This is a genomic window from Paenarthrobacter sp. C1, from assembly GCF_049315185.1.
Taxonomy (GTDB): Bacteria; Actinomycetota; Actinomycetes; order Actinomycetales; family Micrococcaceae; genus Arthrobacter; species Arthrobacter nicotinovorans.
Genome location: NZ_CP186052.1, coordinates 3,952,872 through 3,969,585, shown reverse-complemented (window position 1 = coordinate 3,969,585; position 16,714 = coordinate 3,952,872). Strand labels below are relative to the sequence as shown.

Below are 16,714 nucleotides of genomic sequence, written 5' to 3'. Positions count from 1 at the left end.
TCGGAGGGGAAGAACAGGCCTGATAGCCCTCGGGAGCAGGCGCTAGGAGATCACCCGGCCGTTCTGGACCAGGTATTCGAGGTGCTCCGAAATATCGGCAAGCACGGAGATATCGGCCACCGGATCCGCGTCCAGGACCAGCATGTCCGCGTCGGCGCCCGGCGCCACCACGCCAAGTTCACCTGCGCGCTCAAGCAGCAGCGCCGCCGTCGTGGTGGCTGAGCGGATGGCGTCGATGGCGGGCTGGACCTTGCCCAACAGCCTGAACTGTTCGTTCTGGTGGCGGTGCATGCCGCCCAGAAGATCGGATCCGAAGGCCATCTTGACGCCTGCCTGGTGGGCCCGCGAGATGGCTTCGAGTCCGCTGGTGAGCACAGAGTCCACCTTGGCCCACATCTCCTCGGTGAGGCCGAATTCCTTGCCTTCTTCCTTCAACGCCCAGTAGGTCACCAGCGTGGGAACCAGGAAGGCATCCTTCTCGAGAAAGAGCCGCAGGCTTTCGTCGTCCAGGAGGTTGCCGTGTTCGATCGAACGCACGCCGGCTTCCAGCGCGCGGTTGATGGCCCGGGCGGTGTAGGCGTGGGCTGCGACGTAGCGGTTGGCAGCCTCGGCCTCTTCCACTGCTGCCCGCATTTCCTCCATGGAATACTGCGTGGAGTCGATGCGGTCAGTGGGGGAGGAGACGCCGCCGGACGCCATGATCTTGATGTGGTGGGCGCCCTTGCGGATTTCGTCGCGGGCAGCGGCCCTGACGGCGTCCACGCCATCAGCCACCCGGCCGATGCCACAGCAGCCGCGGCCATTGGGATCATGATCTTCGCCGGGGAGCCGCATATCGCCGTGACCGCCGGTCTGGCTCAGCGCATGGCCGCAGAAGTGGATTTTCGGGCCTTCCAGCAGCCCCTCCTCCTGCGCCATGGCCAGACCGAAGTCGGCGCCCGAGAGGTCACGGACAGTAGTAAAGCCGCGGCGCAGCATCTCTCCCATGATCCGGGCCGTCTGCGCGTAGACGTACGACGCCGGCGTGTAGGCCAGGGAACGGAAGTCGGCGCTTGACGCCACGACGTGGACGTGGGCGTCGATGAGGCCCGGGATGACGAACTTCCCTGTGCCGTCGATGACCCGGGCGTTCGAAGGCGCCTCGGCGTTCGGTCCTACGCTGCTGATCTTTCCATCAATGCTCACGACGTCGGCAGTCGAGTAGGTGCCGGCGTCCACGTCCAGGACGCTGGCGTTGCGGATGACGAGGGCCGTGGTTTCAAGGGTGGTGCTCATGCTAAACGGTGTCCTTCCCGGGGACTTCGGGGTCTTCAGGTACTTCAGTGGGATGGGCTTCAAAGGCTTGGACCAGCGCGGGCAGGTTCGCGTTGATGACTTCGACGGCGGTGTCCACACTTTGCCGCGTGTACTTGCCTTCCGCATCAAGGAGCGCCAGGACGCCCACCACGTTGTTGCCAGGATCGAGGACCGGCACGTTGATCACGGCTCCGCAGCCGAGCTGCTGGATAAGTCCGGAGTCTGAAAAGACTTCGCGGAGTGCTGCCAGGTCAGGGGCAAGGAACGGCTTCTTTTCTTCGATGACGGTTCCCAGCCAGCCAGGGGAGATCTCGACGGTCTTCTCTCCGCCCACCGGGTATTCCGCGGGATGGCTGGTGAACAGCCGCTTCAGGCCGGAACGTTGCGGGATCCACTGCAATGCAGTGAACAGGATGACTCCCGGATCCTTCTGCAGGGAGGTGAAGGCCTCTTGGAACGTGGTGTCAGTCTTCATGGTGTTTCCGCTCATTTGCTCGCTGTTCCTGCCGCTGCCGGGTCATGTTCGGCGCGGGCGTTGATGTCTTCCAGCGACTTGCCCGCAGTGGAGGCGCCGAAGATCACGACGCCCAGGACGCCGATTGTCAGCACCACGGTGGTCATGGTGAACACTCCGCCGAAACCGAGGGAAGCCGCGAAGATTCCGATGATGGACGGGGCCAGGATGCTGCCGACGCGGCCCACAGCACTGGCTAGGCCAACGCCGGTGGCGCGCATCCAGGTGGGGAAGAGCTCCGGCGTGTAGGCGTAAACACCTGCGTAGGTGCCGTTCAGGAAGAAGGACAACGTTGCCGCGGCCACCAGGATCATGCCGGAATCGTTGGACTGGCTCAGCCAGAAGGCGCTGATGGCCGATCCCGCCAGGTAGAGGGCGATGGTGTTTTTGCGGTCGATCCGGTCACACAACCAGGCCGCCGAGAAGTAGCCGGGGATCTGTGCCAGGTAAATGAGGATGGAGAATTCGAAGCTCTTGGTGACCGTGATGCCACGGCCTACCAGCAACGTGGGAATCCAGGAGAAGAAGCCGTAGTAGGAGAACGTGATGACGAACCAGATCAACCAGATCACCGCGGTCCGGCGGCGCATTGCCTTGGACCACATGAATTTCAGGGCATTCCAGACGCTGATCTTTTGCTCGTGCTTGGTGATCTCTTCTTCCGCGGATGGCAAGGGCGCCAGGGGCTTCCCGGTGGCTTTCACTACGCTCTGCTCAAAGCGATCCACTACTGCGGTTGCCTCTGCGATGCGCCCGCGGCTGATGAGGAAGCGGGGGGATTCGGGCAGGCTGCGACGCCACCAGAGCAGGAGGAGGATGGGAACGGCAGTGATGACCTGCGCCCAGCGCCAGCCATCCTCGCCCATCGGAACCACGAACCGGCCGATGAGTGCGGCAGCCACGAAGCCGAAAGAGAAGAAGCCGGCCAGGGTTCCAATGAACCAGCCGCGGCGCTTGGGAGGGATGAACTCGGAGAGGAAGGGGGCGATGATCACGCTTTCGGCGCCGGCCCCCAATCCTGCAAAGATCCGTGCAATCAGGAAGATTTCAAAGTTGGGGGCCATGGCCGCGACGATCGACATGAGGCAGTAGAAGGCAAGAGCCCACAACATGACCTTCTTGCGGCCGAAGCGGTCACCCATCCAACCGGCCAGGATTGCGCCGAAGAAGAAGCCGAACGGGGCCGCGGAGCCAACCAATCCGAGGCTGGCGGTGCTGAGGCCCCATAGTTCCTGGATGCGCGGGAGCAGGAAGGCGACTACTGCACCGTCCATGCCGTCGAACGAGTAGCCGAGGCCTCCGATAAGGAGAAGCTTGTAGTGTGGTCGACTGAGAGCCAGACGATCCAAGCGTGCTGTGAGAGACATGGTGATTCCTGCCAAAGTGGGCCAAGTTGTACATTTTTAGGAATATGCACGGATCTGTGCAGAAGCGATGTATCGAAGTTACGGCCAAAGTGTGAGGTAGGTCAATAGGTGGAAGAAGATTTCGACTCGTCAACGTTGACCGAGTGGCTGGACAGCCGTGTCCAAGGGCGGAAGCTCGCGGCACGCCAATTGCAAGTCATTGGCATCCTCCGATCCCAGCCACGGCTTGCGTCCTACGGCTCCGTCAGCGACATCGCCGGGGCTGCCGCCTCGAACGCCTCCACGGTGACAAGAACCGCGCAAACACTGGGATTCAAGGGGTGGGCAGACTTCCAATTCGAGCTGCGTTCACGCTTCCTGGCGTCCCTTAGCGCAGTGGAAGTTGCCGCCGAACACAACGGCCACATCAACAGCCCGGCACAGGCTGCCGTGTCCACGGATCGCGCCAACCTGGCCCATTTTGAGCGAACCCTGGATGCCAACACCCTTCATGACATTGCGCAGGCGATTGCCGGTGCACGGCAGACTTTCATCGTTGCAGCAGGCAGTTACGCCATCCCGGGCAAGGCGCTGGAACACAACGCGATCATCGCCGGCTACAACGTCCGGCTCCTCGATGCCGACGTCGCTGCCCTGACCAACGCCATTGCACGGCTTGGTGCAGAAGACCTCGTCATCGCGATCAGCCTTTGGAGGGTCTACGACAGCACCATGCGGGCGGTCGAGATCGCGCACAACCTTGGCACCCCCATCGCCTCCATCACGGACAGCGCAGGATCACCGGTGGCAGTGCATGCCGACCATCGGATCGTGGTGCCTACGGAAGGCGCGGGATTCTTCCCATCCCTGACAGGTGCCGTATCCGCGGTCCAGGCGATCGCCGTCGAACTCGCTTCCCTGGACCGTGAGCGGTCCAACCAGAACATCGCTGCATCGGAGCGTACCTGGGACCAGATGCGGATCATGCACCCGCGCTCCAGCTCCTAGCGGGAGAGTAGTCTTGTAACCCCGGCCGCCTCTCGAAACGGACCAGTGTCATGGCGCGACTGATCATCATGGGCCCTCCAGGTTCCGGCAAAGGCACGCAGGCTGAGCACCTTGCGCGGCATTTCGGGATTCCCGCCATCTCCACGGGGGATCTGTTCCGCGCCCACGTCCGGGACAAAACCGAACTCGGGCTGGAAGCCAGTGCTTTCATGGACAAGGGCGAGTTTGTGCCGGACCACGTCACCACGGACATGCTCAAGCAGCGCATGGAGGAACCCGATGCTGCCGACGGCTTCCTGCTGGATGGCTACCCCCGGACTGTCATTCAGATCGGGGCCCTGGACGAGATGCTTGCAGCACGTGGCCAGCCCTTGGAAGTTGTCCTGGCGCTCACGGCCCCGGACGGCGAGCTGCTGTCCCGGATGCTCCGCCGGGCCCAAGAACAGGGTCGGAGCGATGATACCGAAGACGTGATCCAACGTCGGCTGGAGCTGTACCGCGAAGAGACCCAGCCGGTTTTGACGGCGTACTTGAAACGCGGGATTCTGTTGACCGTGGAGGGAACCGGCGAGCGGGAAAGCATTACGCGGGCCGCAATTGCCGCCGTCGAAGGGGCGCTGGCGGCTTAGCCCCAGGGGACCGCTTCGCGCGCAGTTCGACGACGGCGACCGCACCGCCGTCGACTTTAACGAGGACGACGGCGGGAGCTATGCTCCCGCCGTCGTACGCCGTTCGGCCTGCTGCATTGCATTATTGGCGCGGCGCTCAGCCTTCATGCTTGGAATGCTCGCCCAGGCGGTGCCATGAACGGTTGTGGTAGACCAGGGCGTCGCCGGATTCGCCCGCTTGGACGTCACGCATCACGCGGGACTCCAGGGCGTGAACGGCGATGATGCTGGAGGTCCCCACCTCCATGCGATTGATGACGGCGCAACGCACCCAGGCGCGGACATCGTCATAAACCGCTTCTCCGGTTTCAAGGGTAGACCAGCGGTGCGTTTGGTCAAAGCGGTCGGCGCCGGGGGTGGCTCCGAACTTCGCCAAGTCGATGTCGTGCGCGTCCAGCAGGTGCACGACGACGGTTTCGGCGCGTGAAAGGACCTCAGAAGCCGAGGACAATGCCGAGACCGAGAAAATCAGCAACGGAGGTTCCGCACTCACTGACACGACCGACGACACCGTCAGCGCCACCGGTCCTTCGCCGGCATCCGCCGTGATGACGGCGACACCTCCCGGGTGGCCACGGAACAGTGCTTTGAATTCGTCGGCCGAGAGGGAGGACGGGAAGCTTTGCTGCGGAGCCCCGACCCACGTGTCCGGCGGGTAGGCGTGAAACATGGTTATGACACCTGGGCGGCGGAGCGGGCGAGTTCCTCGCGGATGATGTTCGTCCCTGCGCTGAGAGCGCTCAGCTTGGCCAGTGCGACGTCCCGGGGGAACGGTGCCATGCCGCAGTTGGAGCTGGGGATGAGCTTGTCCGCATCGACGAACTGCAGGGCCTTGCGGAGGGTGTCGGCGACCTCCTCCGGGGTCTCGATGGTCTCATTTGCGACGTCGATTGCCCCGAGCATGACTTTCTTGCCGCGGAGGAGCTCGATGAGGTCCATGGGCACGTGGGAGTTCTGGCACTCCAGCGAGATGATGTCGATGCTGGAGCTCTGCAGCAGCGGGAACGATTCCTCGTACTGCCGCCACTGTGAGCCGAGCGTCGCCTTCCAGTCAGTATTCGCCTTGATCCCGTAGCCGTAGCAGATATGCACGGCGGTCTCCGTGCGCAGTCCCTCTGCCGCTCTCTCCAGGGCAGCCACGCCCCAGTCTTTGACCTCATCGAGGAAGACATTGAACGCGGGCTCGTCGAACTGGATGATGTCCACTCCGGCCGCCTCCAGTTCTTTCGCCTCCTCGTTCAGGATCGCGGCGAACTCCCAGGCCAGCTTCTCGCGGCTCTTGTAGTGGTCATCGTAGAGCGTGTCCACCATTGTCATTGGACCGGGAAGAGTCCATTTGATCGGCCGGTCGGTGGTTGCGCGGAGGAACTTTGCGTCTTCGACGAATACCGGCCGCTCACGGCGCACCGGTCCGACGACGGTGGGCACGCTCGCGTCGTAACGGTCGCGGATACGCACGGTCTTGCGCTGTTCGAAGTCGACCCCGCTGAGATGCTCGATGAAGGTAGTGACGAAGTGCTGGCGGGTTTGCTCGCCGTCGCTGACGATGTCGATGCCGCGCCGGGTCTGTTCCTGGATGGCGATGCGCAGGGCATCCTGCTTGCCTTCGAGCAGCGCATCTCCCTCCAGTTTCCACGGCGACCAAAGAGTCTCCGGCTGTGCGAGCCACGATGGTTTCGGCAGGCTTCCGACAACGGTGGTGGGCAAAAGTGTGTTCATGATTGACGTGTCTCCGGGGGTCAGTTGACGAGAGCGGGGTATTTGGCGGTCCACCGGTCCAACAGGTCCTTGTGGGGAGTGATGAAGTGCTCCTCCGTGTATTTCGCCTGCTTGACCGCTAGCTGACTGCGCTCGACGCGGTCGTAAGCGATCCGGGTCCGCGAGTAATCCTGTTCTCCCAGGCTCGGCTGGTAGATGGCGGCGGCGGCGGAGTTCGCGTTGTAGACCTCCGGGCGGTAGATCTTCTGGAAGGTCTCCATGGTGCTGATCGTGCCGATGAGCTGCAGGTTGGAGTAGTCGTTGAGCAGGTCGCCGCGGAAATAGAAGGCGAGCGGCGCGACGCTGCCGGGCGGCATGAAGTAGCGGACCTGCAGCCCCATCTTTCCGAAGTACAGGTCGGTCAGCGAGAAGTCGTCCTGTTGGTACTCGACGCCCAGGACCGGGTGATGGTTTCCGGTGCGCCGGTATGTCTTGCTCGTGGAGACGCTGATGCAGACCACCGGCGGCTGCGGGAAGCGTTCCTGGCATTCCGGGGAATCGAGGAAGTGCTGGAACAGTTTGCCGTGAAGATCGCCGAAGTCCTCGGGAACGGTGGGCTTGCCTGAGTCGCCTGCTGCTGCCGGCAGTACGACGCTGAAGTCGAAGTCGCGGACGTAGGAGGAGAAGTTGTTTCCCACGATCCCTTGGTGACGGACCCCGTTCAGCTGGTCGACGATCTGGATGTCGAGAACCTCGAACAGGGGGAACTGCTGGTCCGTGGCTTCCGTGGGGAGCTGTATCTGTACGGAAACGATCTCAAGTTCGAGCGTGTAGCGGTCCCGGTGCGGGTTGTCCCAGGCTGCGAGATCGTTGAAGCGTCGCCGCATCATCGTCAAGGCGTTGCGGAGGTTCTCCTGGCGGTGCTCGCCCCGTGCCAGGTTGGCGAAATTCGTCGTGATCCGGGAGCCTTCCGACGGCGAGTAGTCCTCGTCGAAGCGGGTGGTGGTGATGCTGAAGCTGAAGTCGTCTGCCATGCGTTGCCAATCCGTGGTGATGGGCCGGAGACGGCCTTTCAGAAGGGGATGTATCCATGGTGCAACCTTCCTGGGGATATCGGGTAACTAGGCATTTCTATGCATTCATATAGAATTTCCCTATGCCCCAGATTTCGAGTGGTCTGACCCTGCAGCAGCTCCGTTACTTCATAGAGGTTGCAGCTGAGGGGTCGATCTCCGCGGCTGCAGACCTTCTCTACGTTGCGCAGCCGACAATGTCTGCCGCGATGAAGGATCTTGAGGCCCGGGTGGGCCGTGCGCTCCTGCTCCGTTCCGCCCGCGGGGTCACCCTCACCGCCGACGGGGTGGAGTTCCTCGGCTATGCGAGGCAGGTCGTCGAGCAGTTTGCTCTCCTTGAGCAGCGCTACCTCGGCAGCCCGCCGACGCGACGTTTGCTCGGGGTGTCAACCCAGCACTACTCGTTCGCGGTTGACGCCTTCGTCCGGATGGTCAAGGCCACTGACGTGGCCGAATACGAGTTCTCGCTGCGCGAGTCCCGAACCTGGGACATCATCGAGGATGTCCGGACGCTCCGCAGCGAGATAGGCATCCTCTACCGGAACGATTTCAACCGGAAGATCATCGACAAGCTGATCCGGGATTCCGGGCTCGCGTTCACTCCGCTTTTCCTTGCCGATCCGCACATTTTCATTTCACGGCACAACCCGCTCGCCTCAAAAGAGCGCGCGACCCTCGACGATCTCGCCGGCATGCCGCGGCTAACCTTCGACCAAGGTGCGAATAACTCCTTCTACTTCGCCGAGGAGATTCTCTCCACCTTGTCCAGCAAGCAGGAGATCCGGGTCTCTGACCGTGCCACGATCTTCAACCTCATGATCGGTCTCCACGGCTACACAATCTCGACGGGCATCATCAGCGGCCGCCTCGACCCGGAGATCGTCGCCATCCCGCTCGACGTTGACGAACGCATCGAGATCGGCTGGATCGGCCACGCAGCGATTCCGCTCACCGACCAAGCGCAGCGCTACCTCAAGGAATTGCGGGCCGTCGTCGCTGAGTTCGGCGTAGCGCTGATCGACTGACGGCTTAGCCCGTTACGGCCGGAAGCTCCGCTCCCAGGGCCCGGAGGTAGGCAGCGAATCCCTCCGGTGCGCGGGCGTGGGTCCGCCCGGAAGTCAGGACGCGGATGCTGTCCGTAGCGACCACCTGGAATCCCCGGCTGCGGAGGCGTTCCACGAGGACCCTGTCCTCGTGCGCCCGAAGCATCGGAAAGCCGCCCACGGCAAGATATGCAGAGCCGCGGACACCAAAGTTCGCGCCATAAATATGCTGGTGGTTCTCGCGGAACGGGTGGAGTTCCAGCCAGCGCCGCAGCACTGCGGGGTCAACATCGTCGGGGTCGGGCTCCACGGAACCCAGGATGGCATCCGCTCCGTTGTCAGCGAGCTCCACCTGACGTACAAGCCAGTTCTCCGGCACCGCGGAATCGGCGTCGGTGTTGGCGAGCCAGAGGTCCCCGGCGTTGATGGGGTGGCACGCGGCCAGCGCGCTGCGGAATCCAAAACCGCGGCTGGCGCCCGTGCTCCGCAACGCCACTTCAATCAGGGAAAAGCGGGCATCGCCGGTTACGTACGCGGCCGTGATCTCCGCTGAACGGTCGGTGCAACTGTCCAGGACCACCGTCATGCGGAGCCGGATGTCCGGGCGTGCCTTGTTGAGCGCGTCGGCGGCTGCCCGAAGCGCTGACAGCGCTTTGCCGATGTGCTGGTCCTCGTTGTGGGCGGGCACCACCACTGCTACATCCCGTATGCCCTCGGGTGCCGGATCTGTCATGTCGCTCCGCCCGGGGCGACGAGGATCTCGAGCATGAAGTCTTTCTCACGGTAAAGCCCATGCGTAGGCCAATCCAGTTGGGTGCGGGCCATCGCATGGACGGCTTCCGCATCAAGTTGCCAGCCGGAAATCGGGTGCCGCCAGTGGCACAGAAGCAGGGTGCCGCCGGGGCGGGTGGAGGCATGGATCCTGGCCAGGAGTTCGGTGAGCTCCTCCGGGGAAAGGTAGTAGCCGGTCTCGGACAACACCACTAGATCGAACGTGCCTTCGGGCCATTCATGCGGCATGGTGAGGTGCCGGGCTTCCGCCGACGGAAACCCGGAAAGCCGCTTACTTGCCTCCTCGAGCGCCGTGCTGCTGGCATCCACTCCGAGGAACGTTCCGCAGCGCTTGGCGAGCTCTTCGCTCAGCGTGCCGATGGAACAGCCCAGTTCCAGTCCTGCTTCGTAGGATTCCCGGGGGAGTGCAGCCAGGGTCAGGGCCCGCTTGCGGCGTTCGTACCAGCTGGTGGTGTAGCTCCAGGGATCCTCTTCGCGGGAGTGGACTTCGTCGAAGATCCGCTCGGCATCCTTGGCGCTGTTGTTTCCAGCCGTTGACGGGTGCCAGGCGAAGGTTTCCCAAGGCCTCTGGAAGTGTTCCAGGAACGTTCCGGAGAGCAGTGTCTCGTCGCCCGGCTGCCCGGAGAGAGGTTCCGTTTGCGAGGCGTGGGCCCGCATCGCGGCAGCTTTGGCTTCCTGCTCCGATGCTTCGAGCGGGACCCGCACCCACGTCCGCCAGGTTTCGTGCTCCGGCCCTGCCCACAGCCAGTACCAGATGGGGTATTCCAACAAACCGTGGCCATCGTTTTCGGCGAGCTGCGCGGCCGTGGAGCCCAGGACGTCGTGGTCGGTGTGCCCGTCGGAACGGAACGGGGCAACGATCGTCACGTTTTCCGCTGGACGCCCTGATGATGCAACGGCCTTCCGCACCGCGTCCGCGATCCGGTCTGCGTTGGCTGCCAGTCTGCCGTCGGGCAGTTCCAGGAACTGCCAGCTCGCGCCGGGAGCCAGCCCGGACACAGCCGCGTCGAACTCAGTGAGCCTGACAGCGGCAAGCTGTTCCGGCGTCGTCGTTGGCGATTCCGGGTGGGAGGCTTCACCGGCGGTGCAGAGCAGGACCTTGATGTCTGCGCCTGCTGCGTGAAGTTTTGCGAGGAATCCGCCGGCGCCCAGGGATTCGTCATCCGGGTGCGCAGCGAGCACCACGAAGGTCGTGCCCGCGAGTTCGTCCTTGTCCAGGGGGAGTTCGGGCAAGGCGGCCAGGCCACTGGCCAGCCAGTCAGACTCCGCCGTGCCGGTATCTGCATGCGTGAACGTCACCAACTGCGATCCCCTTTCAAGGCCAGGGCGCCCAACTGGGCATCGTCCCGCATGGCGTGGTGCTGCCTGATGTACAGGGACAGGTCCGCCATGCGCTTTGCATATGCTTCGTCGAATACCAGGGGGGCGGGGCCGAGGTTCTGCGTCACCAGGGTTTGGATGCGCTCGACGGCGGCGGCTACGGTTCCGCGGACACGCAAGGCATCGCTCCAGGGGCTTTGACCTTCGGAATCCGCGTCCTCCAGCTCGCCGGCGTCGATGCGTTCCGCGGTCTGGGCGAGGTAGCCGGTGACCGTGCTGATGGTGCGGTCGATTTCACCCAAGGTGGCCAGTGCGATCTGGTCGGGTTCACGGCCATTGCCGGAAGCCTTGCTCAGCGCGGTGGCGTAGTCCCGGGCCACGGTCACCGCCCCGCCCAGCCAGCATGCAGCGACTCCCATTCCGCCCCAGGCGAATCCGGGCCGGGAGAAGTACCAGCCCTCCCCGCCGACCGGTGTGGCCGGGACGTTGGCGAAGTGGACCGTGCCGCTCGGGATTTCCTGCAGTCCGCGTGCCGTCCATACCGGGGTTTCCGCGCTCACCCCGGGGTCCTTCAGGTTAACCGCGAAGGCGGCCCTGCCGCCGTCGTCGGGAAGATGCGCGGTGATCACCGCGCCGTCCAGCTGTTGGGCCAGGGAGCACCACGGCTTGGATCCGTGCAGGACGTAGCTGCCGTTCGCGGTGCGTTTGGCTTCGAGCTTCATGCCGGGTCCCTCCGCCGCGAACACTCCCCAGGCGCCTGCCGTGGTGGTTTCGCTTCCGGCCTGGGCGAGGATCGCGAGGGCGTCCAAGTGGGGCTCCAGCACTCGCCCGGCAGCGACATCCACGGCCGTCACTGAGGCCAGGAGTTCCCAGAGCTTTGCTGTGCTGCCCTCCCCGGGCATGGGAGCTGTCTGGCCGAGTTCCCCCGCGATGGCGAGCAGGGCCGGGACGTCGCCCACGGCAGCCTTGATTTTTTCCAGGGCCGGCTCCAGGGCTTGGAGCTGTACTGGTACGGAGCTGATGCGTACGGGCTGGGGGTCGGGTGCGCTCATGGACCCAGCCTATTCTAAGCAGCCTTAGTTTTGGCGCGGGTGGAAAGAAACGACGGCGGTAAGGTCCGCCTCGACTGCCACGCTCCGGACCCCCAACGCGCGCCACCCCCGTCAAAGTTCCCATAGGTCCCAACATGAAGCGCATCTTCACAGCTTTTGTCATGCTTGTCACATCTTGTTGTCATTAACCGTGACAGGTTCCGTAGCTTTGAAGGGTCAGCACCTTCCGAGCCAGGAGAACCAATGCCTCAGCCCAACGAATCCGCCTCCGTCCCCACCGACTCCCACAGCCCGCCGGGCCCGGGAACGAAGAAGCCAAGTTTCCTCAGCAACCTCGGTGCAGATCTCCCTGCCTCACTCGTGGTCTTCCTCGTAGCCCTTCCGCTTTCCCTTGGAATCGCCGCAGCCTCCGGTGCTCCGATCATGGCCGGGCTCATTGCCGCAGCCGTTGGCGGCATTGTCGCGGGCAGCCTTGGCGGCTCCCCTCTGCAGGTGAGCGGCCCCGCCGCGGGACTGACCGTCGTCGTCGCCGGTCTGGTTGCCGAGTTCGGCTGGCAGGTGACCTGCGCAATTACGGCCGCGGCAGGCGTCGTTCAACTGCTCATGGGTGTCAGCCGCATCGGCCGGGCCGCGCTGGCAGTGTCGCCAGTGGTGGTCAAGGCGATGCTGGCCGGCATCGGAATCACCATCATTTTGCAGCAACTCCATGTGCTCCTCGGCGGGCAGGCCGCTGGCTCCGCCGTCGAAAACCTCACCGCACTGCCATCCGCAGTCACCAACGTTGAGTTGCACTCGGCACTGCTGGGACTGGCCGTCGTCGCGATTCTGCTGACGTGGAAGTTCCTCCCCGCTGCGGTGCGTAAAGTGCCGGGACCCCTGGCCGCCGTCGTTGCCGTCACCGCGCTGTCCGTAGCGGTGGCGCCGGGCGTGGAGCGGATCAGCTTCACGGGTTCGATTTTCGACGCCGTCGCACTCCCCAGCCTGCCTGATGGCAACTGGCGCGCCGCCGCCATGGCCGTCATCACGGTGGCGCTGATCGCCAGCATCGAATCGCTGCTGTCCGCCGTTGCCGTGGACAAGATGCACGGCGGAATCCGGACCAACCTCAACCGCGAACTCGTCGGTCAAGGCTCGGCGAACATGGTCTCCGGCATGCTCGGTGGATTGCCGGTCACCGGGGTCATCGTCCGCAGCGCCACCAATGTCGAAGCCGGCGCGAAAAGCCGGACGTCCGCCATCCTGCATGGCGTTTGGGTCCTGGTCTTCTCGGCCTTGTTCGCCGGCCTCATCCAGCTGATCCCGCTTTCTGTCCTTGCCGGTCTGCTGTTGGTGATCGGCGCGAAGCTCGTCAAAGTGGCCGACATCCGCACCAGTCTTCGCACGGGCGACCTCCTGGTCTATGCCGTCACGCTGGTGTGCGTCGTCGCGCTGAACCTCCTGGAGGGCGTCATCATCGGCCTGGCACTCGCCGCCCTGTGCGTGCTGTGGCGGGTCCTTCGTGCCCAGATCCAGGCGCACGCCCCGGCAGGAACCGGGCTGCCCTGGCGCGTAACGATCGCCGGCTCGTGCAGCTTCTTCGCGCTGCCCCGGCTCAACCGCGTCCTGCACTCCGTGCCCGAAGGCCAGGACGCCGTAGTGGAACTCAACGCCGACTACCTGGATCATGCCTTCCGCGAAGCACTGGTGGCGTGGGAGAAACAGCAGAGGAACGGCGGAGCAGCCGTGGTGGTGGAGGAGCACGGCACCACCGCCTTCAGCGACGCCGAGGACAACTCGCCGCAGCGCCAGGAACCGCGCGAATTTCCGCTGCCACCGCGTACGTCATGGCAGCCCGCCGATGCCGCCGGCCAAAGGAACGACGACGGCGACTCCCACCCGCCGCTGCGCTCCATCCTCCTGGGCATCGACAAATACCACCGCCGCCACGCAGACAAAGTCCGGCCCCTGGTCCAGGACCTCACCGAAGGCCAGAATCCCGACACCCTGTTCGTGGCCTGCGTTGATTCGCGGGTGAATCCGAACCTGATCACCAGCAGTGGTCCCGGTGATCTCCTCACCCTGAGGAACATCGGCAACGTGGTGTGCAGCGACGATCATGACGCCTCCATTGACTCCACGCTGGCCTTTGCAGTGAAGGCCTTGTCCGTGGACTCGATCGTTGTCTGTGGCCACTCCAACTGCGGAGCCATGAAAGCCGTGATCGCCGATGCGGAAGGATCAGCTGCTGGCCTGGGACGTGGGTTCGATGCCTGGCTTGAACATGCCCGCCCCAGCTACCAGGCACTCCTGGCGGGACATCCTGTGGCCCGCGCCGCTGAAGCAGAAGGTTTCGGCCGCCTGGATCAACTCAGCATGGTGAATGTGGCCCTGCAACTGGGCAAGCTGGCGGAGCATCCCGTCACCGGTCCGGCGTTGGCATCCGGCACAGTGCAGGCGACCGGTCTGTTCTACGACATCTGTACGGCGAGGGTGGTCCTGGTGACCCCGGAAGGTATCGAGCAGTTGGATCCGAGCATGGCCGTCCGCTAGGCGTTGCCACTGCACCGCCACCGCCCACTTTCGATCCCGTACTGCCCCGACACTCCGTACCCGCGCCGTGTCGGGGCAGTTTCGCGTTCAGAGTGGGTGGTGGAGGTGCGGCCTGTCGGTTTCGACGACGGCGCGCTGGGTACGGATTAAGCACTGCAAGGTGGGGAATACTGGACGGAGAACCACGAATTCCGGCAGACGAGGGCTGCCGTTCGAGGAGGTGGCGGACACGATGAGTGCCGGGAACAACGCTTTCAGGCGGAAGCTGGAGCGCGGGGCCGAACTGCGGGCCGTACGCGGCTGGGGCGGCAACGCCCAGGAGGACGCCGAGCTTGAGGCCGCGGACGCCGAAGAACGCGAGAAGCGCCGAAAGGTGGATGACGCGGCCCGCGTCGAATACCTGATCCGGGACGCCATGAACCAAGGGAAGTTCGACAACCTCAAGTACGCGGGCAAACCGATCCCCGGGCTCGGCGAGCACTACGATCCCGACTGGTGGGTCAAGGGACTCATCCAGCGCGAACGGCTGAGCGGGATCGGCCCTCCTGCCATCTTGCTGCGCATTGAAGACGCCGAACTGGACGCGAAGCTGGATCAGCAATACGGCGAGAAACAAGTCCGGGACATCCTCGAGGACTTCAACAAACGCGTGATCGAGGCCCGGAGGCAGCTCCAAGGCGGGCCGCCGGTCATCACGAAACTCAGGGATGTGGATGCCGAACTCGAACGGTGGCGGCAGCGGCGTGCTGCCGCCTCTCCGCCGGAGCCGGAACCGCAGGCACCGGGCAAACGAAGCTTTTGGCAGCGCCTCTGGAACGGCTCGGGCTAATCCGGACGCTGCCCGCTTGGGCGGGGCGCACACAACAGCAGCCGACGGCGGGACCTGGGTCCCGCCGTCGGCTGCTGTTTGATGGTGGTGCCGTTAGGCGAAGCTGTCTTCCTTGGCCTCCGGAGTGGCCGCGGCGGGCTTTCCCTTGAGCAGCGCGGACAGGTGCGCCTGCTGCTGGCGGAAGTGGCCGTGCGCAGTGAGGCCGAACTCGTAAGCGGACTCGGCATGCTGGGTGAGGTCGACGCCGGTGATTTCGTGCTCGTGCGGGACCCGGAAGCCGATGGTCTTGTTGATGATCCGGCCAATGACCAAGGTGCCCACACCGGAGAGGGCAATGGTGATCACGACAGCCACGAGCTGCGCAACGAGCTGCTGGGGGCCGCCACCGTAGAAGAGGCCGCCGGCCACACCGTCCTGGGGGAAGGCGATGAAGCCCAGGGACAGGGTGCCGATGACACCGGCGCCGAAGTGCACGCCAACAACGTCGAGGGAATCGTCGAAACCGAACTTGTACTTCAGGTCAACGAACACCGCGCAGGCAGCACCGGCCACCAAACCCAGCCCCAGGGCGGCCAGCGGACTGATGTTGGCGCAGGAAGGGGTGATCGCAACCAGTCCGGCCACGACGCCGGACGCTGCCCCCAGGGAGGTGGGGTGTCCGTGGCGGACCTTCTCGACCACAAGCCAGCTCAGCATGGCCGCTGCCGGAGTTACCAGGGTGTTGACCCAGATCAGGCCGGCCTGCTCGGCAGTGGTGGCAGCGCCGCCGTTGAAACCGAACCAGCCGAACCACAGGATTGCTGCGCCGATCATGATGAAGGGGACGTTGTGCGGGCGGTGGTTGGGGTCCTTGGCGAATCCATGGCGCTTTCCCACGATCAATGCGAGGACGAAAGCGGCAGTTCCCGAGCTGACCTCAACTACCGCACCGCCGGCGAAGTCGATGACCTGGCCGAAGACTTCAGTCACGGCCCCGCCGGCGCTCATCAGGCCGCCGCCCCACACCATGTATGCCAGCGGGCAGTAGACAACGGTGATCCAGATCGGCACGAACAGTGCCCAGGCACCGAACTTGGCCCGGTCGGCTATGGCGCCGCTGATGAGGGCAACGGTGATGATGGCGAAGGTCGCTGCGAAGGTGGCCTTGATGAGGTCGGGCGTGCCCACCAGATCCTGCAGGCCGAAGTGTGCGAAGGGGTTGCCGAACAGGCCCAGGAAGCCGTCACCGGTAGTCATCGAGTAGCCCCAAAGGACCCAGACAACACCCACGATCCCCGCGGAGATGAAGCTCATCATGATCATGTTCAGTGCTGCCTTGGCGCGGGTCATGCCGCCGTAAAACAGGCCGAGGCCGGGGGTCATGAAGAGCACCATTGCCGCCGACAACATCATCCAGACGTTCTGCGCAGAGATCTCCACCTGCGTTCCCTTCTTTCAAGCCTGTCCGAAACGAGCCGTGATTTATCCGGCTCCCGTAAAGCCCCCCGATCAATATTCGGTGAGCTATGTTTCCGACTCAGAAGAGCTAAGTTGCAGGTAAGTTACA

The 16,714-nt window shown here is 64.0% G+C and carries 15 protein-coding genes; 5 read left to right on the top strand and 10 right to left on the bottom strand.

Annotated features, from left to right (window positions below; all coding sequences use genetic code 11):
* Nucleotides 1-42: 42 nt before the first annotated feature.
* Genes ACNAOU_RS18475 through ACNAOU_RS18465 form a run of 3 tightly spaced genes read right to left on the bottom strand, consistent with a single transcriptional unit; the run spans nt 43 to nt 3,177 of the window.
* The gene (locus tag ACNAOU_RS18475) at nt 43-1,275 is read right to left on the bottom strand and encodes an amidohydrolase family protein (protein ID WP_422757454.1); all 1,233 of its coding nucleotides are present in this window, start codon (nt 1,273-1,275) and stop codon (nt 43-45) included.
* Nucleotide 1,276: 1 nt separating this feature from the next.
* The gene (locus tag ACNAOU_RS18470) at nt 1,277-1,786 is read right to left on the bottom strand and encodes a GAF domain-containing protein (protein ID WP_064722705.1); all 510 of its coding nucleotides are present in this window, start codon (nt 1,784-1,786) and stop codon (nt 1,277-1,279) included.
* Entirely contained in the window at nt 1,783-3,177 is a 1,395-nt protein-coding gene (locus ACNAOU_RS18465; RefSeq protein WP_055972435.1) for an MFS transporter, read from the bottom strand. Before ACNAOU_RS18465 ends, ACNAOU_RS18470 begins: the two co-directional genes overlap by 4 nt.
* Nucleotides 3,178-3,285: 108 nt before the next feature.
* Between ACNAOU_RS18465 and ACNAOU_RS18460 the strand changes: the two genes are divergently transcribed.
* Entirely contained in the window at nt 3,286-4,164 is an 879-nt protein-coding gene (locus ACNAOU_RS18460; RefSeq protein WP_082924656.1) for a MurR/RpiR family transcriptional regulator, read from the top strand.
* 50 nt (nt 4,165-4,214) lie between these two features.
* Complete coding sequence (locus ACNAOU_RS18455; RefSeq protein ID WP_422757453.1) at nt 4,215-4,793, top strand: adenylate kinase; 579 nt, start codon at nt 4,215-4,217, stop codon at nt 4,791-4,793.
* Between the two features lie 136 nt (nt 4,794-4,929).
* Here ACNAOU_RS18455 and ACNAOU_RS18450 read toward each other — a convergent pair whose 3' ends face one another.
* The 3 genes from ACNAOU_RS18450 to ACNAOU_RS18440 are packed head-to-tail and all read right to left on the bottom strand — an operon-like array spanning nt 4,930 to nt 7,564.
* Nucleotides 4,930-5,502 (bottom strand): flavin reductase family protein, encoded by a 573-nt coding sequence (locus ACNAOU_RS18450; protein ID WP_018778815.1) that lies wholly within the window; start codon nt 5,500-5,502, stop codon nt 4,930-4,932.
* A gap of 2 nt (nt 5,503-5,504) precedes the next feature.
* On the bottom strand, nt 5,505-6,551 hold the full coding sequence (locus tag ACNAOU_RS18445) for a methionine synthase (RefSeq protein WP_018778816.1): 1,047 nt from the start codon (nt 6,549-6,551) through the stop codon (nt 5,505-5,507).
* 20 nt (nt 6,552-6,571) lie between these two features.
* A complete protein-coding gene (locus ACNAOU_RS18440; RefSeq protein WP_039242901.1) occupies nt 6,572-7,564 on the bottom strand; it encodes a DUF1852 domain-containing protein in 993 nt (330 codons plus the stop codon).
* A 122-nt stretch (nt 7,565-7,686) separates the two neighbouring features.
* On the opposite strand from ACNAOU_RS18440, the gene ACNAOU_RS18435 reads away from it, so the two are divergent.
* On the top strand, nt 7,687-8,628 hold the full coding sequence (locus ACNAOU_RS18435) for a LysR family transcriptional regulator (protein WP_018778818.1): 942 nt from the start codon (nt 7,687-7,689) through the stop codon (nt 8,626-8,628).
* A 4-nt stretch (nt 8,629-8,632) separates the two neighbouring features.
* Here ACNAOU_RS18435 and ACNAOU_RS18430 read toward each other — a convergent pair whose 3' ends face one another.
* The 3 genes from ACNAOU_RS18430 to ACNAOU_RS18420 are packed head-to-tail and all read right to left on the bottom strand — an operon-like array spanning nt 8,633 to nt 11,810.
* Entirely contained in the window at nt 8,633-9,379 is a 747-nt protein-coding gene (locus ACNAOU_RS18430) for a glycosyltransferase (protein WP_422757452.1), read from the bottom strand.
* Nucleotides 9,376-10,740, bottom strand: coding sequence for a PIG-L family deacetylase (locus ACNAOU_RS18425; protein WP_422757451.1), 1,365 nt, complete (start codon nt 10,738-10,740; stop codon nt 9,376-9,378). The genes ACNAOU_RS18430 and ACNAOU_RS18425 overlap by 4 nt, the downstream gene beginning before the upstream one ends.
* Nucleotides 10,734-11,810, bottom strand: a complete 1,077-nt coding sequence (locus ACNAOU_RS18420) for an acyl-CoA dehydrogenase family protein (protein ID WP_422757450.1) — start codon at nt 11,808-11,810, stop codon at nt 10,734-10,736. The genes ACNAOU_RS18425 and ACNAOU_RS18420 overlap by 7 nt, the downstream gene beginning before the upstream one ends.
* Before the next feature lie 243 nt (nt 11,811-12,053).
* Here ACNAOU_RS18420 and ACNAOU_RS18415 point away from each other — a divergent pair, with 243 nt between their 5' ends.
* Together ACNAOU_RS18415 and ACNAOU_RS18410 are read left to right on the top strand one after the other, a co-directional pair.
* Nucleotides 12,054-14,339: a SulP family inorganic anion transporter gene (locus ACNAOU_RS18415; protein WP_422757449.1), complete on the top strand. Its 2,286-nt coding sequence runs from the start codon at nt 12,054-12,056 to the stop codon at nt 14,337-14,339.
* Nucleotides 14,340-14,571: 232 nt separating this feature from the next.
* Entirely contained in the window at nt 14,572-15,168 is a 597-nt protein-coding gene (locus ACNAOU_RS18410) for a DUF1992 domain-containing protein (protein ID WP_079582075.1), read from the top strand.
* A 93-nt stretch (nt 15,169-15,261) separates the two neighbouring features.
* On the opposite strand, the gene ACNAOU_RS18405 is transcribed toward ACNAOU_RS18410, so the two are convergent.
* Entirely contained in the window at nt 15,262-16,587 is a 1,326-nt protein-coding gene (locus ACNAOU_RS18405) for an ammonium transporter (RefSeq protein WP_039242895.1), read from the bottom strand.
* Nucleotides 16,588-16,714 lie beyond the last annotated feature (127 nt).